The following is a 22659-nucleotide window of genomic DNA, read 5'->3' as shown; positions in this document are numbered from 1 at the left end:
TTACAATACTCTGCATGGAATTACATGAATTAAGAATATTCTGAGGTAAATAAAAATTAAACAGAATAGACCTATTGTTCTTTTTTCATACAAACAATCTGAGAAAAACTATCCCACAGTATTAGCATGGTTTTAGAGCAGTCCGTTGCGGACGAAGAATATCGACAGAAAGTGACATCTACGAACCGCTGTGTGCTGGGCGCGTATCGTCGTCTAAACAGTTACAAGGAAGATAAACAGACACTAATCAATGCGATAGCGGATACACCAAAAAGTGAGCCGAGCGCTAATAGCAAATACATCTGTTTGATTTTATAACCCATATTGCCGCCTATGCTTATCTGAAATGAGGCCTACCTAATAGGTTCCGACCATTATCTTCAAATACTAGCCACGCAACGTACACCTTACAATCATACTAATCCGATAATGGTTCCGCTCCCTTTGTTCGGTATAACATTGCAACGCTGTTCATCATTCACACAATACTGACTCAAAGATAAACGCTGTTAACATCAAGTGTAGCTATCAACGACACAACGCCACCTAAACAACTCGATGAGTCGATATAAATAATAATTCGTAAGATTTAAATTGCCTTATTAAATAATCTATACACCCAAAATAATTTAAGTTGCTTAAAGTATGAGGGGGATAAATCACCCAACTTCGCCGCCAGCGTCGCACCAAAGCAAAGTTGAGTGGTTAAGATTAAGCATTACAAACAGATAACTAAGACGATTAGACCTGCATATTCATAATGTCTTGATAGGCCGCAACTAAGCGGTTACGCACCTGAATCCCCATCTGCAGCGAGATCCCTGACTTTTGCAAATCAACCATCACGTCGTTTAACGCTACGCCCGGCACGCCCATTTCAAAGTTTTGCGCCTGAATCTTGGCATTATTCTGCGTATCACTGATACGGTTCACTGCGGCTTTAAGTTCAGCGGCAAACGCCCCCTGTGGGGCCTCACTGTTTTGGCTACGGTTTGCAGCTGATACAGCCGTTGCCTGAAGCTGCTGAAGTACACCTTCAATACCCACTATCGCCACTGCCGATACCCTCTTTGTCTGTGTTTACCAAATGGCTTTTACCCATAAGGCATCACCCTAACATAGAGATCAAAGAGTAAAGCCGCTAAATAGACGCAAAAATAGGGCCTTATTCTCCCATCAAATTCCCTCTCTACGCAGAATAATACCCTGCCTACTTTTGTAAGCCGCAGACCTTCCAAGAAAAGGCTCTGATTGAATACATTTCGCTGATAGCGCGTCAGGGAGTTCGTTTTGCAAGACATCAATTTATTCCGAGATTCTTTCTCGGCCCAACTGAAAGACAAGGTAAGCACATGAACGCTTCAGCCAACGGTAGCGCTGGCACCACAGCAAAAAGCGGGGATGGCGGTTTCGCTAGCATAGTGAATCGTCTGCGTGCTAACCCCAAAATTCCACTGCTCATTGCCGGTGCGATTGCTATCGCCGTTATTGCAGTACTGGCTCTGTGGGCTAAATCGCCTGATTATCGGGTTCTTTATAGCAACATCAGCGATCGGGACGGCGGTGCTATTGTCACCCAACTCACCCAGATGAACATTCCCTATCGCTTCACGGATAATGGCACTGCGCTGTTAATTCCGGCGGAAAAGGTTCACGAGACTCGCCTACGCCTCGCGCAGCAAGGCCTGCCGAAAGGAGGAGCCGTTGGGTTTGAGCTTCTGGATCAAGAAAAATTCGGCATCAGCCAGTTCAGTGAGCAAATCAACTATCAACGCGCGTTGGAAGGCGAACTTTCTCGCACCATCGAAACATTAGGCCCCGTTCAGACAGCGCGCGTCCATTTGGCACTACCAAAACCTTCACTCTTTGTTCGAGAACAAAAACAGCCTTCAGCATCCGTTACCTTAAATCTGCAACCAGGCCGCGCTTTAGATGAAGGACAAATCAACGCCATTGTCTATATGGTCTCCAGCAGCGTTGCAGGCTTACCCGCGGGGAATGTCACCGTGGTCGATCAAGGCGGACACCTGCTGACTCAGTCAGACGGTACTGGCCGCGATCTCAACGCCACACAGTTGAAATACGCGAATGAAGTCGAAAGCCGAATTCAGCGCCGCATCGAGGCTATCTTGCAGCCGATGGTCGGCAACGGCAACGTGCATGCGCAGGTTACCGCGCAAATTGATAACGCGGTTCGTGAACAGACCGACGAAGAGTACAAACCGAATCAGGGCACTAATCAGGCTGCGGTTCGCAGCCAACAGCTGAGCGACAGCTCCCAGTCCGGCGGTCAACTTTCTGGCGGCGTTCCTGGTGCATTGACCAATCAGCCTGCACCGCCTCCGACGGGGAATATCACGAATCCTCCGCAGGCTGGCGCAAATGCCAACGCGGCCAATGCGGCGAATACTCAGCGCCCTGCTTCCACCATTGACACCAACGGTCGCCGGAGTAGCTCAGCATCCAATGCACGCCGTGATGAAACCATCAACTATGAAGTGGATCGTACGATTCGCCACACCCAGCAAAAAGCGGGCAACATCGATCGTCTGTCGGTGGCCGTCGTCGTTAACTATGGCACTAACGCTAGCGGTAAAAGCATTCCGTTAACACCACAGCAAATTGAGCAGGTCACGTCGCTGGTCCGCGAAGCCATGGGCTTCTCCGCAACACGCGGCGACACGTTAAACGTGGTCAATACGCCGTTTACCGCCGATGTTGAAGACAACAGCGCTGTTCCGTTCTGGCAACAAGCAAGCTTCTTTGATCTGCTGATGACGATCGGGCGCTATCTGTTGGTTCTGATTGTAGCCTTCATTCTGTGGCGCAAACTGGTGAAACCGCTGTTGAACAAACAGCTAGCTAACGCGCAGCCTGCTCGTCGGGTTGAGCCAACGCCAATTGTCACCACGCCGGTTCAACCAGCTAAACCAAGCAATGAAGAAGTGCAGAATCGTCGTAAAACACAGCAACGTGCCACTGCTGAACAGCAGGCACAGCGTGTCCGTGATATGGCTGAGCAAGACCCTCGCGTGGTTGCGCTGGTCATTCGCCAATGGATGAGTAACGAGCAATGACCATGACCCCAACTGAAAAAAGCGCCATTTTATTGATGACCATCGGTGAAGACCGCGCGGCAGAGGTGTTCAAGCACCTCTCTACCCGCGAGGTGCAGCATCTCAGCACCACGATGGCGACCATGAGTCAGGTTTCTCACCAGCAGTTAGGCGAAGTGCTCAACGAGTTTCAAGACGAAGCCGAGCAGTACGAAGCGCTCAGCGTCAACGCCAGTGACTATCTGCGTTCAGTATTGGTTAAAGCGTTAGGTGAAGAGCGTGCTTCTAGCCTGTTGGAAGACATTCTGGAATCACGCGAAACCGCCAGCGGCATCGAAACGCTCAACTTTATGGAGCCTCAGGCCGCAGCCGATATTATTCGCGATGAACATCCTCAGATTATCGCCACTATTTTGGTGCACCTGAAACGCGCTCAGGCCGCTGATATTCTGGCTCAGTTTGACGAACGCCAGCGCAACGACGTGGTACTGCGTATCGCAACCTTCGGTGGCGTTCAGCCGACGGCACTCCAAGAGCTGACCGAAGTCCTTAACGGTTTGTTAGATGGTCAAAACCTCAAGCGCAGCAAAATGGGCGGTATTCGCACGGCGGCAGAGATTATCAACCTGATGAAAACCCAGCAGGAAGAGTCTGTCATCGAAGCCATGCGTATCTACGACGGTGAACTGGCGCAGAAAATTATCGACGAAATGTTCCTGTTCGAAAATCTGGTCGACGTCGACGATCGCAGCATTCAGCGCATCTTGCAGGAAGTGGAGTCCGAATCTCTGCTCATCGCCCTCAAAGGTGCCGACGAAGCGCTGCGCGAGAAATTTATGCGCAATATGTCGCAGCGTGCGGCCGATATTCTACGCGACGATCTCTCCACGCGCGGGCCAGTTCGCCTATCGCTGGTAGAAAGCGAACAGAAAGCGATTCTGCTGATCGTTCGCCGATTGGCGGAAAGCGGCGAAGTTGTGATCGGCGGCGGCGAGGATGCTTATGTCTAATCCTCCTAACCCGAAAGATGGATTCCGCAAAGCGGTATTCCCCAAAGCCACCATTGAAGAAACCAATCAGCAATGGCAGCGCTGGGAGATGCGTGATTTTTCAGCGCCGCGTAAGCCTAAAATGCCCGCGTTTAAAATGGAGCCCCTGCCTCCTGCTGCGGAGTCTACCCCCGCAGCCATTGCGCAGGCTGAGTTAGAACAGCTACGTGAAAATGCCCAAATGCAGGGTTACCAGCACGGATTACAACAAGGCGAAAAGCAGGGCTACGATGCAGGCTTTCAGCAAGGCCTCAACGAAGGTCGTTCTCAGGGATTGCAGCAGGCGCAAACTGAGCAACAACCCGTACTCGACCATTGGCGACAGCTTGCTCAAGAGTTCCAGCATTCATTGCAGGCCATGGACAATGTGATTGCCGCACGCCTGATGCAAATGGCGCTGACCGCCGCCAAGCAAATTATCGGTCAGTCGCCGGTGTGCGATGCCAGCGCGGTGCTGCAACAAATTCAGCATCTGATCAATCAAGAACCGCTGTTTAGCGGCAATTTACAGCTGCGGGTGAATCCGCAAGATTTGCCGATTATTCAGCAACAGCTCGGCGTACAGTTAGCACAGCAGGGCTGGCGTTTACTTGCCGATACCCAGCTACACCGCGGCGGCTGCAAAATCAGCGCCGAGGGCGGCGAACTTGACGCCAGTATCGCTACCCGTTGGCAAGAATTATGCAAACTGGCGGCACCGGAGTTGCCACTATGACCCAACGCCTCAACACGTGGTTAGGCACCTTAGATGCCTTTGAAAAGCGCATCCCCCAGATCCCACCTGCGCGGCGCTACGGTCGTTTAACCCGAGCGACGGGGCTGGTTCTCGAGGCCAGTGGATTACAGCTGCCTATTGGCGCAACGTGCCTGATTGAGCGCTATGACGGCGTGAAAATTCAGCAGGTTGAAGCTGAAGTCGTTGGCTTTAATGGGCAGCAGCTGTTTCTCATGCCGTTAGAAGAAGTTGATGGCATTGTGCCTGGGGCGCGAGTTTGCTCACAAAGCGGTGGTTTACAGTCCGGTGGTAAACAGCTTCCGCTTGGCCCGATGCTACTAGGACGCGTGCTCGACGGCGCCGCAAAGCCCCTTGATGGACTTCCTCCACCGGAAGAGGCCGATCTCGGCGGGCTCACCACGCTGCCTTTTAACCCTTTGCAACGCACGCCGATCGTTGACGTGCTCGACGTTGGTGTTCGTGCCATTAATGCCCTACTGACCGTGGGACGTGGACAGCGTATGGGGCTTTTTGCCGGTTCCGGCGTGGGTAAAAGCGTACTGCTCGGCATGATGGCGCGTTATACACAGGCCGATGTCATCGTCGTGGGGCTGATTGGTGAACGTGGCCGTGAAGTTAAAGATTTTATCGAGAATATTTTAGGCGACGAAGGCCGTAAACGTTCGGTGGTTATCGCCGCACCGGCCGATGTCTCTCCCCTGCTGCGTATGCAGGGAGCCTCTTACGCCACGCGCATTGCCGAAGATTTTCGCGATCGCGGCCAGCATGTGTTGCTGATCATGGACTCCCTCACCCGCTATGCCATGGCGCAGCGTGAAATTGCACTGGCTATCGGTGAACCGCCAGCGACCAAAGGATATCCACCGTCGGTATTTGCCAAATTACCGGCGCTGGTTGAACGTGCAGGTAATGGTACTCACGGCGGCGGTTCGATCACCGCGTTTTACACGGTACTCACCGAGGGTGACGATCAGCAAGACCCTATCGCCGACTCGGCGCGCGCTATTTTGGATGGGCACATCGTTCTGTCACGCCGCCTAGCCGAAGCGGGACACTATCCGGCAATTGATATTGAAGCGTCGATCAGCCGTGCCATGACGTCGCTTATCAGCGATGACCACTACGCCCGTGTCAGACGCTTTAAACAGCTACTTTCGAGCTATCAGCGCAACCGCGATCTCATCAGCGTGGGCGCTTATGCCAAGGGTTCTGATCCGCTATTGGATCAGGCCATTACACTTTATCCGCATTTGGAAGCGTTTTTGCAACAAGGGATCTTCGAGCGCAGCGGCTATGCCGATGCCTGCTCAAGTCTTCAGGCTTTGTTCCCTGCATAGGGGCACTAAATAGGCATCTCTGCACGCTGGATAAGCTCAGTGCACACGCAGAGATAGGAGGTAAAAATGTCTTCACCTATGGGCACGCTACGTGACCTTGCACAGCAAGATGTTGATGATGCCACCACCGCACTAGGCAAGTCGCAGCAAGCGTTTTTACATGCAGAACAGCAGCTAACTATGCTGCTCAATTATCAAGATGAATACCGCCAGCGTCTCAATCAGGGGATGAGCGGCGGAATGGATGCATCTAGCTGGCGAAACTATCAGCAGTTTATTCGCACATTGGATCAGGCGATTGACCAACATCGCCTACAGTTAAACCAGTGCAATGTCAGGCTCGCGACCGCCACGCGTTGCTGGCAGGAAAAACAGCAACGCCTGAATGCTTTTTGCACGCTCCACGAGCGCCAAGAACATCAGCTAAAAATGCAGCTCAATAAACAAGATCAAAAACGGATGGATGAGTACGCCCAGCGTGCCGCCATGAGGAGAGAAAAATCATGACGTCCCCACTGCTCGCTGCTGCGATAACAAATCCTACAGCAACCAATGCGAGTGCCTCGTCGGCCAAATCATCGAAGAAAGCGGCTGCGCCTTTCTCTGACGTGCTGTCTCAGGCACATTCACCGAGCAAAGAGAATCGAGCACCACACGCAACAGCCAATAAAACGACTTCAGGTTTAGCCGAAAAAACAGACCTTAAAACGTTGCAGGCAGCGCTGGCCAAAACGCTAGAAAATCAGTCCGCTAAGGGTGAAGATGCACAGAAGCTATTAGGCCAGTTGGCAACACTGGATCCTAAACAGCAGCAGAAATTACTGGCATCACTGAGCACCGCGCTCGCAGATAAAAAACCTGCGGGCAAAGGCGATCATCTGCCTGCGTTGACGGAGACAATAACAGACAAAAGCACTGAACAAGCGGGACAAGCCGCCATCAGCGCTTTGTTTGCTATGCTGCCCGATGCTTTGCCAAAAGTTGCCGTGTCTGACACCGCAAACAGCGCTGAAATCAACGATGCGTTGAATGCAGCCACATCCGATCGCGCATCTCCCCTTATGAATTTGCTTACGGGTGAAGATAAAAAAGATGCCAAGCTAGATCTTGGATCGTTATTGAAATCCGATAAGCCAGATACCGATACAGACAGTCAGCAATGGGATCTCTCGTTAGCCACGGTGCCGGGTAAAAAGAGTGATCCATCAGCGCTTAAATCTAGCGTTGAAACTAGCGCTACACCGCTAAACACCTCCGAGATTCCGCTGAAACTGGCCCCTCAAATAGAGGATGCTCGCCTGCCGCGCAGCGATCTCAATCTTTCGCAGCAGCCAGCACATACGCTAAGCCAAGCGATGCACAATATTGCGGTGAGTAGCCCGGTAGTTGCCCCACAAGCAACCGCGGTTCCTGCCGCGCCGATGCCAACGCCGGTGCTGAATGCTCAGTTAGGCAGCAGTGAATGGCAGCAAGCATTGAGTCAGCAGATCCTCATGTTTAATCGCAGCGGCCAACACAGCGCCGAACTGCGCCTGCATCCACAGGATTTAGGATCGCTGCAAATCAGCCTACGCATCGATGACAACCAAGCGCAGCTGCACATGGCATCGGGTCACAGTCAGGTACGCGCAGCGCTGGAAGCCGCCCTTCCCCAACTGCGTACCGCGTTGGCAGATAGTGGTATTCAGCTAGGACAAAGCAGCGTAGGCAGCGAAGCCCAACCGCAGTGGAACGGTGGCCAGCAAAACGCTTCCGGCGGATTTAGTGTGGATGGGAATAATGACGATAGAATCGTTACTACCAGCGTTTCGGCTAAGTCGGTGAGAGTTGGGGGAGTGGATATTAGTGTTTAAATTTCATTTAATTAGATTGAGTGGAGTTGCGATGTATGGTTTCGGCTGCCTGTTATCTGTGCCATAAGGTGTAAGGTTTCGACCGCCTATCAATAACCGCTTTCATATTTAGCCAAGTCGAAGGCGTCCGATGAGAGCCCCGTTGCGCGGGGGCTCTCAACTCGCGCGCTTTTATCCGAGACGCCATCTCCGCGCCGGGTCGGCATGCGCCATCCTTGGCGCCTCCTCCCCTAACGCTAACATCCTGTTAGCGTTGCTCTTTCTCCCAAGACTTAAACTAAAAAACAGATAAAGGTTTTGCCTTTTGCCTTTTGCCTTTTGCCTTTTGCCTTTTGGGTTTGACCTTTTCCGGCACGTTGTTCTTCAGCCGAAGAGAGGTATGCAGGCTAGGATTCGCCGACAGGGATGTCGGCGAAAGAACGGAGGAGCCAGGATGGCGATTGCCGTTCGTTCCGTTAAAGCCGGAATGACGATATTCGGGCACCTGCGAAGCAGGCTGAAGAACGGTGCCAAGCCGAGGCGTCGGAGGGCGGCGCTTGAGCCCTCCGACACGGACGCCTGCACAATATTGATGTCTGGCTGGATATATTAGGCGTACGTAATATGCACCATGACTAAGATACCTCAGTAGTAGCAATCAACAGCCCAAACATTAACCATCCGCATGGTATCCACCGCAATTAACCCCATTTTCACCCTCTATTCCCCCCATTGAACACCCGCGAGCCAAGGATAATAGACAACACAAGTAAAATTCATGTGCGCTTCTTCGCACCGTAACAGGAATCATCCCCTTATGTCTGAAACCACACTCCCCAAGAACACTAAGCGGCGTGCCAAGTGGGTATGGATACTGTTAATTCTTATTGCTGCGGGTGCTGGTGGCGGTTTTTATGGCTGGAAATACTATCAGCACCAAGAATCCCTCGCCGAAAGCAAACCGGTTCCACCGCCGATGCCGGTATTTATGCCTCTCGATACCTTCACCGTTAACCTGATCAGCGACGGTGAAGATGCCGATCGTGTGCTTTACATCGGTTTAACTCTGCGTTTACCCGATGAAGCAACGCGTAAACGTATGAACGATTATCTGCCTGAAATGCGCAGCCGTTTACTGATGCTGCTTTCGCGCCAACACGCCGCCACGCTGGCCAGTGAACACGGTAAAACTCAGCTAATGACTGATATTAAAGCCGTGCTCATGCCGCCAATTGCTCCCGGTCAGCCAAAGCAGATCGTTAGCGACGTGTTGTTTACAGCCTTTATCCTGCGGTAATCACTATGTCTGATAGCATTCTGTCACAGGCTGAAATTGATGCGTTGCTGAACGGCGATAGCGACAATGGAAAGCCTGACAACGAAATTCCGCTCGCGGGCAGCGAAAGCGACGTTCGCCCCTACGACCCGACCACTCAGCGTCGGGTGGTACGTGAACGTCTGCAAGCACTGGAAATCATCAACGAGCGCTTTGCCCGTCAGTTTCGTATGGGGCTGTTTAACCTGCTGCGCCGTAGCCCTGACATCACGGTCGGTGCGGTTAAAATTCAGCCCTATCATGAGTTCGCCCGTAACCTTCCGGTGCCAACCAACCTCAATCTTATTCACCTCAATCCGTTACGCGGCACCGCGCTTATGGTGTTTGCGCCAAGCTTAGTGTTTATGGCGGTGGATAACCTGTTTGGTGGTGACGGTCGCTTCCCAACCAAAGTCGATGGACGTGAGTTCACCCATACCGAACAGCGCGTGATTAAACGCATGCTGCGCTTGGCGCTGGATGCCTATCGCGATGCGTGGAGCGCCATTTACAAGCTTGAAGTGGAATACGTTCGATCTGAAATTCAGGTGAAATTCACCAACATCACCACTTCACCGAACGATATCGTGGTCACAACGCCTTTCACGATTGAAGTGGGTGCGCTGAGCGGCGAATTTAATATTTGTATTCCTTTCTCGATGATTGAGCCACTGCGCGAGCTGCTGGTTAACCCACCGTTAGAGAACTCGAAACAAGAAGATCAGCACTGGCGCGATACGCTCAGCAAACAGGTTCAGCACTCTGAACTGGAGCTGGTGGCCAACTTTGTTGATATTCCTTTACGCCTGTCCGAAGTCCTTAAGCTTCAACCAGGCGATGTATTACCCATTGAAAAACCTGAAAAACTTATCGCCAATGTGGATGGCGTTCCCGTTTTAACCTGCCAATACGGCAGCCAAAACGGACAATATGCACTGCGCGTAGAACGATTAATCAACCCTATTTTAAATGCTCTGAGCGAGGATCAGCCCAATGAGTGACGTCAACAAGCCGTCTGCCGAAGGTCATGACGACGCCGCCGACCTGTGGGCGGAAGCGATGAACGAACAGCAAACCACCGAAAATACCTCGGCGGGAAATGCTGCGGATGAGATTTTCCAAAATCTTGATAATCCATCGCCGTTAGCCGGCAATCTGCACGATATTGATTTGATTTTAGATATTCCGGTCAAACTGACGGTGGAATTAGGCCGTACCAAGATGACCATCAAAGAGCTGCTGCGTTTGTCGCAGGGTTCGGTGGTTGCGCTTGACGGTCTGGCCGGCGAACCGTTGGATATTCTGATTAACGGTTATCTGATTGCCCAAGGTGAAGTCGTGGTGGTTGCCGATAAGTTTGGCGTCCGTATCACCGACATCATTACGCCATCTGAACGCATGCGTCGTCTGAGCCGCTAATGATCCCCGCTACTTCAACATCCAGCGCGCCTGCGGCACCCGCGGTGCCAACGGGCAGCGTACTGACAGAGGTTGGCAGCACGCTGGGCGCCATACTGCTGCTGATTTTGGTTATCGGCTGGCTGGTTAAACGCTTAGGTTTTGCGCCTAAAAACAGCCGCAATAGCATGCTTAACGTGCGAGCAAGCTGTTCGCTCGGCGCACGTGAGCGCGTGGTGGTGGTTGAAGTGGACAATCAATGCTTGGTGCTCGGCGTAACCAGTCAGAGCGTCACGCATCTGCATACTTTCACCGCCCCCCTTGCTGAAGATGAACCCGTTGAGAAAAAACAGGACTTCAGCCAGATTTTCAAGCAGGTGATACAGCAACAATTTGGTAAGCGCGGAGATAAGTCTTAATGCGCACTCAGCGTTTAATCCTTGGCCTTGGCGCCATAACATTACTTCTGGCTAGCCCATTGGCGCTGGCGCAGCTGCCCGGCATTATTTCACAGCCGCTGGCAAACGGCGGACAAAACTGGTCGTTGCCGGTTCAAACGCTGGTTTTCCTCACCTCATTAACATTTTTGCCCGCTGCATTGCTGATGATGACCAGCTTTACCCGCATCATCATCGTGTTGGGATTATTACGCAGCGCATTAGGCACGCCGTCTGCGCCACCCAATCAAGTGATGCTAGGGCTGGCGCTGTTTCTCACCTTTTTCGTGATGTCACCGGTGTTTGATAAAATTTATCAAGACGCCTATCAGCCTTTTAGCCAAGACAAAATCACCATGGACGTCGCCATGGATCGCGGTGCCCAACCACTGCGCGAATTCATGCTGCGCCAAACCCGTGAAACCGATCTGGCGCTGTACGCCAAATTAGCCAATCTGCCACAGATGTCGGGGCCAGAAGACGTACCGATGCGTATTCTGCTGCCCGCTTACGTCACCAGCGAGTTAAAAACGGCCTTCCAAATTGGCTTCACCATTTTCATTCCCTTTTTGATTATCGACCTGGTGGTTGCCAGCGTGTTGATGGCGCTCGGGATGATGATGGTGCCACCTGCCACCATTTCGCTGCCGTTCAAATTAATGCTGTTTGTCTTAGTCGATGGTTGGCAGTTGTTATTGGGCTCGCTGGCGCAGAGTTTTTACAGTTAACCGCCTCACTCACTGAGTAAAAAATATGACTCCAGAATCCGTAATGGCGCTCGGTTATCAGGCGATGAAAGTGGGATTGGCCTTGGCGACACCGTTGCTGTTGGCCGCGTTAATCAGTGGTTTGGTGATCAGTTTGCTACAGGCCGCCACCCAGATTAACGAAATGACGCTGTCGTTTATTCCTAAAATTCTGGCGGTGTTCGCGACGATGGTCATTGCAGGACCGTGGATGCTCAGCCTGTTGCTAGATTACATGCGCACCCTTTTCACCAGCATTCCCTCCATCATCGGCTAACGCGGGCGATGATCTCATTTGATACTTCCCAACTGGCCTTATGGCTGGGTCAATATTTCTGGCCGTTTGTGCGTATGCTGGCTTTAATCAGCACCGCACCGCTGCTGAGTGAAAAAGCCATCAGCAAAAAGACCAAGGTTGGCTTGGCGATGGCAATTACTTTTCTGTTAGTGCCTAATTTAGGCAGTAATCCGACGCCGGTGGTTAGCATTAGCGGCCTATGGCTGGTTACCCAGCAAATCTTGATTGGTGCCGCACTCGGCTTAACCATGCAGTTTGCTTTTGCCGCCGTTCGCCTCGCGGGCGAAGTGATTGGTCTGCAAATGGGGCTTTCATTTGCCACCTTTTTTGACCCTTCCGGCGGTCCCAACATGCCGATTTTGGCGCGCTTGCTTAACCTGCTGACCATGTTGTTATTTCTTAGTTTTAACGGTCATCTGTGGATGATTTCTATTCTGGCAGACAGCTTTCAAACCCTGCCCATCAGCGAGCAGCCGCTTAACGGCAACGGTTTTTTGATGCTGGCTCAGGCCGGTAGCCTGATTTTCATTAATGGGCTGATGCTGGCGCTTCCTCTCATTACCTTACTACTATCGCTCAATACCGCGCTGGGGCTGCTCAATCGCATGACGCCACAACTCTCTATTTTCGTGGTGGGTTTTCCCCTCACGCTCACCATCGGTATGCTTTCGCTTAGCCTGATGATGCCAATGCTGGTGCCCTTCAGTGAACATCTCTTCAGCGAGATTTTCGAGCGCTTAACCCAAGTGATCGGTGGTATGCAGGGATTGTGATATAGCCGCTTCGCGTAATTCTCTTGCATAAAAAAGCCCCCGTTATTGCTAGCGGGGGCTTTTTGTCTATATCGAGTATGACGGAGATTAGCGAAGCATCTGGAACAGAGACATGCCCTGCATATCCGTAAACGCTTTATACGATGCTTGCAGAGACACCTGGCGCAGGCTGTAGTCTGAAATGGCCTGATACCAATCAACGTCCTGTGTTTGGCTGATACGGCTGGTGTAGGTCATGGCGCGTTCGCTGCCTACCGCATCCAGAGAGTCCAGCTCTTTCAGGTTAGTCCCGAGCTCAGCGCGCACCTGCGAGACGTTATTCAAGGTGTTACGCAGACCGCGGTTGGCTGAGTCAAGTGCATCACTTACGCCCTTTTTCACCGTTTCATCCGCGCCTGCAATCGGGGTTTTTAGCGCATCAATCGCCTTTTGCAAGGTGCTAAAGATATCGCTATTCACCGAACCATCGGGTTCTTTTACCGGATTGCTGGACGCTTGTTGGAACACATCTGAACCGGTGTGGCTGATAGTCATATCCCGCGCAGCATCAACTTTTTGCGTCACAGCGGTATCGCCGCCCTTATAGGTTACGGTCACGCTGCCAGTCACCGGATCGGTCACTTTGGTGAAAGGCGCGGTATCATTTTTGAAGCCGGCAAACACGTAACGGCCATTGCCGTCGGTGCTGTTGGCCAGATTCAGTAGCTGATCGCGAATACCTTCCAACTGTTTGGCGATAGAAGCGCGGTCATCATCACTTTTGCTGCCTGAAGAAGCGCCATCGACGAGTACCGGCGTGGCATCTTGCAGGGAGGATGTCACCTGCTGCAATACGCTCTCTTCCAGCGATACGCCTTGGCGAGCATAGCCGCGCGCCATAGTATATTGGTCGTTTTGAGCCTGAGACTGCTTTAAGCCAACCAGTTGCGATGCCGCTAGCGGATCATCTGAAGGGTTGATCACTCGCTTGCCGCTGGAGAGCTGTTGACCGACGCGCTGCCATTCAGACTGTGCATCGGTGATACCACCCATATTCTGTTGGTACATCATGCTGGTGCTAAGACGCATGGAATAACATCCTTCTTATCGAATATTAAGCAGAGCGCTAAATAGCGTCGTCGCCGTCTGAATAACCTGAGCATTTGCCTGATAATACTGCTGGAAACGCATCAGATTGCCGTACTCTTCATCAAGGTTTACACCTGAAACCGACTGCTGTTGTAGAGCCAGCTGTTTCACTACGTTACCCTGTGCGGTGCTATCCACTTTCGCACTGTTGGTTTGGTTACCGACCGTGCCGACTAACCCTGCATAGGCTTCGTTGAAGGTAGATTTGCCACCCACGGTCTGCGCTTTTTGCAGATCCAACATTTTCTGGGCGTTGGTGTTATCACCTTTACCGGTGGAATCAATCACCAAGTTGCCGCCTGCATCGTACTTCGGCGTACCCGCGCCAATTTTGGCCGCATCGGTAATCGCCACGCCAAAACCTTGTACCGCGCTTGAGGTGGTTTTCAGCGTGAAACTGTCGTTCTTCGCTGCTGCTGGCGCAACCGTGACTTCCAAACCATCAAACTTCAATTTGCCATTCGCATCAGCCGCAAGGTTGGTGATTTTGCTGTTGTCGGAAAGGCGCGTTATCTGCCACTTGCCATCTTTGTCATATTCCAAACGGTAATCTGTTGCCTTCGTTTGGCTAACATCCGTGTAGGTGGCCGAAATAGATGCGCCCGCCGCTTGGCTATTATTGCTGTTAGCGTAAGAAGAAGGCTGACCAATGGTGAAGAACGGCTCGTTGGTCGTGAGATCGCCATTAAGATCGACACCGGCTTGCTGAACTTTATTAAAGCTATCGGCCATAGAAAGCGCGATCTGCCCAAGCTGGTTACGCGCGTTATCCAGCGCGCCGCTGCGGAACTGCAATATGCCGCTCAGGCTGCCGCCGGTGATGCGACCTTCAGGCACTTCGCTGGCCGCTCCTGACCCTCGGTTATAGCCAACCGTCAGGCGCTGAGGGTTGGCGCTCGACGGAATAGCTTCTAGCTTGTAGCTAGTTCCACCCTGTACCAGCGATAAACCACCGGCAAACGAGACGCTCATTGAGCCCTCTTGCATGGTGATTTCTACATTCGCAATCTGATTCAGCTCGGTGGCCATCTGATCGCGCAGGTCGAGAAGATCGTTTGGCGCGTTGCCACCGCTTGCGCCGGTAAGGCGTGAGATTTGATCGTTAAGGCTGGCAATCTGTTTGGTGTAATTATTGATCTGTTCAACGCTGTTACTGACGGTCAGATTCGCGTTGCTCTCAAGATTCTTCAGATATTCATCTGTGGTTTTAAACTGATTCACCAAGCCATTGGCCTTGGCTAATACGGTTTGGCGTGCTGCCGGATCGCTAGGGTTGCTGACTAAATTTTGCAGGTTAGAGAAGAAGTCCTGCATATTCGCCGACAGGCTGTTGTTGCTATCCGCCAACAGGTTATCGATTTGCGATACCTGCTGGTAATACGCAGTGGTCGAAGCGTAATCGCTCTGCCCTTGGCGCAGTTGGTTAACGATAAAAGAGTTATATTCGCGGTTAATGCCGCTCACGTTAACACCGTTGCCGATAAAGCCCGTTGGCGTGCTGGTTCCACCGCTCTGTGCAAAGCTGACGGTTTGGCGGTTATAGCCTTGGGTGTAAACATTGCTCAAGTTATTACTCGCGACGCTCAGCGCGGTCTGTGCGGCGCTTAGTCCACTCATTGCGCTGTTGATTAAGTTAGCCATTCGGGTTCCTTTAAACTTAAAAAAGCCTCACGTCATCACGCGGCAAGGCTCTTGTTGTTGAAATTGTTATCGGCGGGGTGGCGGTAAACTTGAGGGGAAACTGTGGCTCAAAGCGAACTTATTTTGCCGTTTTTTCTCTCTCAGGCTTTCGAGGTTGAAATGAAATACCCCCTCCCAGCCTCCCCCTTGCCAGGGGGAGGAGCATATCGAGATTTCATGCAACTCCAGCGGTTCTCCGAGAGGAAGAACGCACCGAGATTTCATACAACTCCGTTCGGTTCCCTCCCCTGTCAGGGGGAGGGTTAGGGTGGGGGCTACCCACTAAAACAACTTCTCCAAATCCGTGGTATAGGCCTTCACCGCCTGCGCCCCTGCATTTTTAATCTGTCCTATTACCTGCACTAATTTGCTGGCGTAGTTCGGGTCAGTGGCGTAGCCCGCTTTTTGCAAAGCGTGCGCGGCCTGCTCTGGCGTATTGGCATTGGCGACGTTGGCATACCGTGGATTATTGGTAATCAGTTGAACGTAATCGCTGATCGCTTCCAGATAAGATCCATAAACGCGGAACTTGGCCTTCACTTTGTGCGCCGCTCCGTTTTCATATTCCGTGGTGGCGATCTCCGTGGTTGGGCCGTCCCAGCTTTTTCCTGCTTTGATACCAAACAGGTTGTAGCTGCGCGAGCCATCCGGCGTAGGAATTTCACGCTGTCCCCAACCGGATTCCAGCGCGGCCTGTGCCACAATCAGCTGATGTGGAATCCCGCTTTGCTGGCTCGCGACCCGTGCCGCACCGCTTAGCTGAGTGACAAACTCCCCGTTGTTGGTTGGCATCGGTGAACCATTCTGCGGAATACGCGGCATCGCACGGCGCATCACCTGTTCAAGCGCCCGAACCGGCATACTTTGGATAGTCTCGCCATCCAGCGCCATCGGGGTGCTTCCCACGCTGTCTGGAATAGTCGTTTTACTACCGGAGAGCTGCTGAACCAGCATATCGGCAATGCCTAAACTGCCCGACATCTCCTGCGCGATCTGCTGGTCATACATCGACGTATACAGCTTGGTTTGTTCGGTGCTTAGCTCCCCATCCTGAGGCAAGGCCGCACGCATGCTTTTCAGCATCATTTGTACGAACATCCCTTCCATCTGCTTAGCGGTTTCACGAATCGCTTGTTCCGACCCCGCGGCCGTATGGCGTTTGAGCTGGTTTAGCGCCTGCGCGTCATACGCTGCACTTCCTAGAGAGAAGCTATCATTCATCAGATAATTTCCAATTTGGCACGTAAACAACCGGCACTTTGCATGGCTTGCAAAATGGACATCAGATCGTTAGGCGTTGCGCCCAACGCATTCAATGTGCGAACCACGCTGTTTAGGTTGGCGCTAGAACGAACCTGCTGAAGCGAGCCCTGTCCCTGCTGAACCGAAATCTGTGTATTTGGCGTTACCACGGTTTGCCCGCCGCCAAACGGCGTATTTGGCTGGCTGACGGTATTTTGACGATCCACCACTACCGATAAATTCCCCTGCGCAACGGCACAAGAATCCAGCTCAACGTTGCGGTTCATCACCACCGAACCGGTACGCGAGTTAACGATAACCTTGGCGTCAAAGCTGCCGACAGACACTTCAATGTTCTGAATATTCGCCAGCACCCGCACCTGATTACTGTTGCCCTGCGGCACCAAAACCTGCACGGTACGAGCATCCAGCGGCGTGGCCGAACCCATTCCGCCAAAACGATTAATCGAATCGCTGATCCGTTGTGCCAAGCTGAAGTCTTCATCATTAAGCTGAAGGTTGATGATATTGCTGTTACCAAAGGTGCTAGCAATTTCGCGCTCAATGGTGGCACCACCGGTGATACGTCCGCCCGCTAGCTGGTTCACCTGAACGCTGCTGCCGCCCGCCGAGGCTCCGGCTCCGCCAACTAAGACGTTGCCTTGCGCAAGCGCATAAACCTGATTATCAACCCCTTTCATCGGCGTCATCAGCAACGTGCCGCCACGCAGGCTTTTCGCATTACCCATCGAAGAAACGACGACGTCAATGTTTTGTCCCGCGCGCGAAAACGCGGGCAGCTTGGCGGTTACCATTACCGCAGCCACGTTTTTAAGCTGCATGTTGGTTCCCGCCGGCACGGTAATCCCCAGCTGTGACAACATGTTGTTCAGGCTTTGGGTGGTAAACGGAGTTTGCATGGTTTGATCGCCCGAACCATCTAACCCAACGACCAACCCATAGCCGATAAGGGCGTTATCACGTACGCCCTGAACGGTCGTGAGATCACGAATACGCTCGGCGCTCGCGCTTTGTGCCACCAGACCAAGACACACGACCAATCCAACCAATAGCGTTTTTGTCCAGTATGCTGCACGCATAGAGCCATATTTCAGTAAGCTCATTTTTATAAAACCATTCCTTATCAACATAGGGTCAGACCTTATTAATACGGTGAAAGGTTGAGGAAGAATCGCTGCAACCAACCCATGTTTTGCGCTTCGTTGATATACCCGCTGCCAACATATTCGATGCGCGCATCAGCCACCTGCGTGGAAACCACGGTGTTGCTGCCGCTGATGGTGCGAGGATTCACGACGCCGGAGAAACGAATAAATTCGGTTCCTTGGTTAATCGCAATTTGTTTTTCGCCCACCACTTTCAGGTTGCCGTTGGCTAAGACTTCGGCCACGGTCACGGTAATAGTGCCGTTAAAGGTGTTGTTCGCGTTGGCTCCACCCTTGCCGCCAAACTGGTTGTCACCCGACATATTCATATCGGCACGCGCGTTGCCAAACAGCCCTTCCAGATAGCGCGGCGTGGTCGCCACCTCGAAGCTGGATTTGCCGTTACGGCTGGCGTTCGCCGAAGAGCTTTTGCTGGCGCTGACGTTTTCTTGCAGTGCGATGGTGAGCGTATCGCCAACGTTGCGTGGGCGGCGATCCTCAAACAGCGGCTGGTAGCCGTAGTTCATCGGCTGCACGCTTTGGAAGATAGAACCATTGGCAATTGGCGGTGCCGCTGGTGCCGGTGAGGCAGTGGTGGCTCCCTTCACGATTTGATCGTGAGGAATATAGGCACAGCCGGAAAGCAGTAAAGCCGCACTCAGTGCGGCACTTATAATAAGTTTGCTTGAAACCCCCTCCCAGCCTCCCCCTTTGCAGGGGAAGGAGCCGATCGCGTTCCTACCGTCCCCAGACATTAGGGGTAAGGTGGGGTTATAGCGTACGTCTGACGTCTCAATAAACATGCGGCTATCAGTCCTTAGAGCTGCGTTAAGCGCTGCAGCATCTGGTCAGACGTTGTCACGGCTTTACTGTTGATCTCATAGGCACGCTGAGTTTGGATCATGTTAACCAGCTCTTCGGCCACATTAACGTTAGAGGTTTCAACATAGCCTTGATACAACATGCCAGCGCCATTCAGGCCAGGCGTGCTTTCGGTCGGAGCACCGGAGCTTTCTGTTTCTTGATACAGATTTTCACCCACGCTCTCCAAGCCCGCGTCGTTGATAAAGGTGGTTAGCGTCAGCTGTCCAACCTGTGTGGTCGCGGTTTGACCTTGCTGATTCACGCTCACAATACCGTCACGGCCAATGGTCAGCTTGGTGGCGTTAGCAGGGATGGTGATCGCAGGAACCACTTGAAAACCACTTGAGGTTACCAACTGACCATTTTGGTCAACTTGAAATGAACCATCACGGGTATAGGCCAGCGTGCCGTCCGGCTGCTGTACTTGGAAGAAGCCTTGGCCTTTGATAGCAACGTCACGGCTGTTGTCGGTTTGCGACAGGTTGCCTTGGCTATGCAAGCGCTCGGTGGCGACAGGACGCACACCAGTACCAATCTGTAAGCCCGAAGGCAGCGTGGTTTGCTCGGAAGATTGTGCTCCCGGCTGGCGCAGTGTTTGGTACATCAGATCTTCAAATACCGCACGTTGGCGTTTAAAGCCGTTGGTGCTGACGTTCGCCAAGTTGTTGGCGATAACGTCCATGTTAGTTTGTTGGGCCTCAAGCCCAGTTTTTGCGATGTACAGTGAACGGATCATTCAAACACTCCTACAGTTATTCCAATCGCGCAGCGGCTATTAACTCAATGACAACAGCTGGTTGGCTTTTTGTTCGTTGTCATCCACGCTGCGAATGACCTTCATCTGCATTTCAAAACGGCGGGCGTTGGCGATCATATCGACCATCGTATCCACCGGTTTAACGTTGCTTCCTTCCAACACGCCGGGCATCAGACGAACCTCAGGATCGAGCGTCAGCGTGGCACCGCGTTGCTGCTGTGCTTCAGCCGTGAGATGAAACAGGCCATCGTCACCGTGCTGAACTTCCTCCGCCGTGGCTTTCACCAGCTTTAAACGCCCAACCTGAGTCGTGGTGTTCGGCTGGTCGCCCGCGCCGAGCGCGGTGATGGTGCCGTCTGCCGCGATAGTGACTTCAGCGCGATCGGGAATCGCGATTGGGCCGTTATCGCCAATCACCAAATTGCCCTGCGAGGTCAACTGCCCCGCGGTGTTGATCTGCAAATTACCGTTACGGGTATAAGCTTCCGTTCCGTCGGCATTACGTACCGCCAGCCAGCCATCCTGCTGTAAAGCCACGTCCAGAGGGCGTTCGGTATAGTCCAGCTTGCCCATACTCATGTCGTGCATCGGCGTTGACGCCGCGACCAACGTGCGGGTTTCAATGCTATCGCCTTCTACCGGCACGGCGCGTAGCGCTGCCAACTGTGCACGAAAGCCGGGGGTGCTGGCGTTCGCCATGTTATTGGCGGTTATTGACTGCTGTTCGAGGGTTTGGCTTGCGGCCCCCATCGCGGTATAAATCGCGTGATCCATAGCATCTGCCTGTTACCTCTGAGCGCAGCAAGTTTCCTCTGCGCCCAGAAGATGTGGGTAAGTGATAATTAACGCAGGTTAACCAGCGTTTGCAGGATCTGATCCTGCGTTTTGATGGTCTGTGCGTTGGACTGGTAGTTACGCTGGGCGACAATCATGTTGACCAGTTCTTTACTCAGATCGACGTTAGACGCTTCCACTGCGCCGCTGGTCAATGCGCCCAAGCCGCTTGCACCCGGAACCCCCACAATCGCCTGACCAGAAGTCGCGCTCTCTTTCCACATGTTGTTGCCCTCAGACTGAAGGCCTTCTGGGTTGGCAAAGTTGGCCATCACAATCTGAGCAAGAAGCTGAGTTTGCTGGTTGGAGTAAGTACCGGTGATGGTGCCGTCGTCGTTAATCTGATAGCCGGTCATCTCACCTGCGGCATAGCCGTCTTGGCTCTTGGCGGTCACGCCGTCTTTACCGGTGTTTTGCTGCATAGAACCGGTGAAGGTCAGGTTAAAGTTTTGCGCTGGCGCGCCGTTGTTAGCCGCCATGTTCAGTGCTAAAGGCGTGCCGGAATTTTGCAGCGTGCCGTTTTGGTCAAACTCTAATTTACCTGCATTTTGTGGGGCTACGGTCGAGGCTGCGGCGCTATCAACGCTATACACGGTCCACGGAGTAACGGTGCCCGTCGCTGGTGGGGTTGCTGCGGTAGGTGTTCCCTTCACAAAATAGAGATTCATGTTGTGGGAGTTGCCCAGCGAATCGTAGGTGGTGATGGACGTGGCATAGGTATAGGAATCAACGTCGTCCACTTTGAACGGGTTATTCTTCGGTACTTCATGCGCCGAGTTCAGGTTCATGCTCATGTTGCCTGAAGTACTGGCCTTGGCCGGCATCATGCCGGTTGGGATCTGAATCGCTGAAGGCTGCGCACCCTGCTGAATGGTTGGCGGTGAGCCTGCTGCCGGATAGCCGGTCAAGAACACGCCCTGCGCGTTGGTCAGGAAGTTGTCCTGGTTTTTGGTGAACTGCCCATTACGCGAGTAATACACGCCACCGTTGGCATCTTGCATACGGAAGAAGCCGTTGCCGCTGATAGCCACATCCAAACCACGGTTGGTGGTGGTGGTGATACCGTCGGTGAAGTCCTGCTGTACGCTGGCGACTTTTACGCCTAGACCCACTTTTGAGCCTGCAAACATATCGGCAAAAGTTACCGAGCCGGATTTAAACCCTACGGTTTGTGAGTTAGCGATATTGTTGCCGATAACGTCGAGGTTACTGGCGGCGGCGTTTAAGCCGCTGACTGCTTGGTTGAATCCCATGTGAGGTCCTGTATCTGAAGGTCAAAATAAGCGATTAGATAAATCCGTCAGTGCTACAAAATCTGGCGTACGTCATCAAGCGAAGCAGTGCCCGCCATACCGAGTTCCAGCAATGCACCATTGCCGTTTTTGGTCACACCGTTAACCATGCCAAAGTGCAGCGGCTGAACCACCATCGGCTGGCCTTGATTGGTTGCGCTAACGCTGAAGGTGTAAGCACCGTTTGGCACATTAGTGCCGTCGGTTTGCGTACCATCCCAGGTGTAGCTGTGAACGCCCGCAGTTTGGGTGCCCAAATCAATTTGTTTAACGACCACGCCGTTGGCATCGCTGATGCTAACCACAACGCTTTGCGCGCCACTTTCCAGCTCAAACCCAAACGGAGTGGTGCTGGTGGTGGTATCGCCTTCGTTTTTACCAGCCAAAATATTTTTGCCTGGGATCATCACGCCATGACCAATTAAGCTACTGGCCTGTAAAGACTGGTTGCTATTGATCTGGCCGGAGATAGAACCCAGCGTGGTATTGAGTTTTTCAATGCCGCTCACGGTGTTGATCTGCGCCAGCTGACTGGTCAGCTCATTGTTTTGTAGCGGATTAGTGGGGTCCTGATTCTTTAACTGCGCAACCAGAAGCGTCAGGAAGCTGTTGCTTAAGTCCTGACTGTTTTGGCTGGTTAGCCCGTTACTGCTGTTGGTTTTGTTGGTTGCGCTAGAAATATCAACCGGATCATTAAGCGAGACAGAAACTGCCATAGC

At 52.5% G+C, this 22659-nt stretch carries 23 protein-coding genes; 13 read left to right on the top strand and 10 right to left on the bottom strand.

Annotation, left to right across the window (positions count from 1 at the left end):
* Positions 1 to 741: 741 nt before the first annotated feature.
* On the bottom strand, positions 742 to 1056 hold the full coding sequence (fliE, locus tag RSC70_RS08675; protein WP_025796725.1) for a flagellar hook-basal body complex protein FliE: 315 nt from the start codon (positions 1054 to 1056) through the stop codon (positions 742 to 744).
* Positions 1057 to 1352: 296 nt separating this feature from the next.
* Between fliE and fliF the strand changes: the two genes are divergently transcribed.
* The 13 genes from fliF (at position 1353) to fliR (ending at position 12977) form a co-directional block, all read left to right on the top strand.
* The gene (fliF, locus tag RSC70_RS08670; protein WP_025796727.1) at positions 1353 to 3077 is read left to right on the top strand and encodes a flagellar basal-body MS-ring/collar protein FliF; all 1725 of its coding nucleotides are present in this window, start codon (positions 1353 to 1355) and stop codon (positions 3075 to 3077) included.
* Positions 3074 to 4066, top strand: coding sequence for a flagellar motor switch protein FliG (fliG, locus tag RSC70_RS08665; RefSeq protein WP_025796729.1), 993 nt, complete (start codon positions 3074 to 3076; stop codon positions 4064 to 4066). Before fliF ends, fliG begins: the two co-directional genes overlap by 4 nt.
* On the top strand, positions 4059 to 4820 hold the full coding sequence (fliH, locus tag RSC70_RS08660) for a flagellar assembly protein FliH (RefSeq protein WP_332542237.1): 762 nt from the start codon (positions 4059 to 4061) through the stop codon (positions 4818 to 4820). The genes fliG and fliH overlap by 8 nt, the downstream gene beginning before the upstream one ends.
* Positions 4817 to 6178, top strand: coding sequence for a flagellar protein export ATPase FliI (gene fliI / locus RSC70_RS08655; RefSeq protein WP_332542236.1), 1362 nt, complete (start codon positions 4817 to 4819; stop codon positions 6176 to 6178). Before fliH ends, fliI begins: the two co-directional genes overlap by 4 nt.
* A 66-nt stretch (positions 6179 to 6244) precedes the next feature.
* The gene (gene fliJ / locus RSC70_RS08650) at positions 6245 to 6685 is read left to right on the top strand and encodes a flagellar export protein FliJ (protein WP_040046484.1); all 441 of its coding nucleotides are present in this window, start codon (positions 6245 to 6247) and stop codon (positions 6683 to 6685) included.
* The gene (locus RSC70_RS08645; protein ID WP_332542235.1) at positions 6682 to 8031 is read left to right on the top strand and encodes a flagellar hook-length control protein FliK; all 1350 of its coding nucleotides are present in this window, start codon (positions 6682 to 6684) and stop codon (positions 8029 to 8031) included. Before fliJ ends, RSC70_RS08645 begins: the two co-directional genes overlap by 4 nt.
* 796 nt (positions 8032 to 8827) lie before the next feature.
* Entirely contained in the window at positions 8828 to 9307 is a 480-nt protein-coding gene (gene fliL, locus RSC70_RS08640) for a flagellar basal body-associated protein FliL (protein WP_025802264.1), read from the top strand.
* A 5-nt stretch (positions 9308 to 9312) separates the two neighbouring features.
* Positions 9313 to 10326 (top strand): flagellar motor switch protein FliM, encoded by a 1014-nt coding sequence (gene fliM, locus RSC70_RS08635; RefSeq protein ID WP_025802266.1) that lies wholly within the window; start codon positions 9313 to 9315, stop codon positions 10324 to 10326.
* The gene (gene fliN, locus RSC70_RS08630; protein ID WP_025802268.1) at positions 10319 to 10744 is read left to right on the top strand and encodes a flagellar motor switch protein FliN; all 426 of its coding nucleotides are present in this window, start codon (positions 10319 to 10321) and stop codon (positions 10742 to 10744) included. The genes fliM and fliN overlap by 8 nt, the downstream gene beginning before the upstream one ends.
* Positions 10744 to 11142, top strand: a complete 399-nt coding sequence (gene fliO / locus RSC70_RS08625) for a flagellar biosynthetic protein FliO (RefSeq protein ID WP_332542234.1) — start codon at positions 10744 to 10746, stop codon at positions 11140 to 11142. The genes fliN and fliO overlap by 1 nt, the downstream gene beginning before the upstream one ends.
* Complete coding sequence (fliP, locus tag RSC70_RS08620; protein ID WP_025802272.1) at positions 11142 to 11888, top strand: flagellar type III secretion system pore protein FliP; 747 nt, start codon at positions 11142 to 11144, stop codon at positions 11886 to 11888. The genes fliO and fliP overlap by 1 nt, the downstream gene beginning before the upstream one ends.
* Positions 11889 to 11913: 25 nt before the next feature.
* The gene (fliQ, locus tag RSC70_RS08615) at positions 11914 to 12183 is read left to right on the top strand and encodes a flagellar biosynthesis protein FliQ (RefSeq protein ID WP_008813840.1); all 270 of its coding nucleotides are present in this window, start codon (positions 11914 to 11916) and stop codon (positions 12181 to 12183) included.
* Positions 12184 to 12191: 8 nt separating this feature from the next.
* Positions 12192 to 12977, top strand: coding sequence for a flagellar biosynthetic protein FliR (gene fliR, locus RSC70_RS08610; RefSeq protein WP_043493767.1), 786 nt, complete (start codon positions 12192 to 12194; stop codon positions 12975 to 12977).
* A gap of 87 nt (positions 12978 to 13064) precedes the next feature.
* On the opposite strand, the gene flgL is transcribed toward fliR, so the two are convergent.
* The 9 genes from flgL to flgD all read right to left on the bottom strand — a co-directional run bounded on the left by flgL (position 13065) and on the right by flgD (position 22656).
* Entirely contained in the window at positions 13065 to 14045 is a 981-nt protein-coding gene (flgL, locus tag RSC70_RS08605) for a flagellar hook-associated protein FlgL (RefSeq protein WP_040046479.1), read from the bottom strand.
* Positions 14046 to 14060: 15 nt separating this feature from the next.
* The gene (gene flgK, locus RSC70_RS08600) at positions 14061 to 15746 is read right to left on the bottom strand and encodes a flagellar hook-associated protein FlgK (RefSeq protein ID WP_282807220.1); all 1686 of its coding nucleotides are present in this window, start codon (positions 15744 to 15746) and stop codon (positions 14061 to 14063) included.
* A 321-nt stretch (positions 15747 to 16067) separates the two neighbouring features.
* On the bottom strand, positions 16068 to 17006 hold the full coding sequence (flgJ, locus tag RSC70_RS08595) for a flagellar assembly peptidoglycan hydrolase FlgJ (RefSeq protein ID WP_063586877.1): 939 nt from the start codon (positions 17004 to 17006) through the stop codon (positions 16068 to 16070).
* A complete protein-coding gene (locus tag RSC70_RS08590) occupies positions 17006 to 18127 on the bottom strand; it encodes a flagellar basal body P-ring protein FlgI (protein ID WP_234619291.1) in 1122 nt (373 codons plus the stop codon). Before RSC70_RS08590 ends, flgJ begins: the two co-directional genes overlap by 1 nt.
* A gap of 65 nt (positions 18128 to 18192) precedes the next feature.
* Positions 18193 to 18996 (bottom strand): flagellar basal body L-ring protein FlgH, encoded by an 804-nt coding sequence (flgH, locus tag RSC70_RS08585; protein WP_234619278.1) that lies wholly within the window; start codon positions 18994 to 18996, stop codon positions 18193 to 18195.
* A 14-nt stretch (positions 18997 to 19010) separates the two neighbouring features.
* Positions 19011 to 19793, bottom strand: coding sequence for a flagellar basal-body rod protein FlgG (flgG, locus tag RSC70_RS08580; protein WP_004092136.1), 783 nt, complete (start codon positions 19791 to 19793; stop codon positions 19011 to 19013).
* A gap of 39 nt (positions 19794 to 19832) precedes the next feature.
* Complete coding sequence (locus tag RSC70_RS08575) at positions 19833 to 20588, bottom strand: flagellar basal body rod protein FlgF (protein ID WP_332542233.1); 756 nt, start codon at positions 20586 to 20588, stop codon at positions 19833 to 19835.
* Positions 20589 to 20656: 68 nt separating this feature from the next.
* A complete protein-coding gene (flgE, locus tag RSC70_RS08570; RefSeq protein WP_332542232.1) occupies positions 20657 to 21901 on the bottom strand; it encodes a flagellar hook protein FlgE in 1245 nt (414 codons plus the stop codon).
* Positions 21902 to 21954: 53 nt separating this feature from the next.
* Positions 21955 to 22656 (bottom strand): flagellar hook assembly protein FlgD, encoded by a 702-nt coding sequence (gene flgD / locus RSC70_RS08565; protein ID WP_025802292.1) that lies wholly within the window; start codon positions 22654 to 22656, stop codon positions 21955 to 21957.
* Between the last annotated feature and the right edge of the window lie 3 nt (positions 22657 to 22659).

The sequence above is a fragment of the Hafnia sp. genome (assembly GCF_036648275.1).
Taxonomy (GTDB): Bacteria; Pseudomonadota; Gammaproteobacteria; order Enterobacterales; family Enterobacteriaceae; genus Hafnia; species Hafnia alvei.
This window is presented reverse-complemented; position numbering and strand designations above follow the sequence as displayed.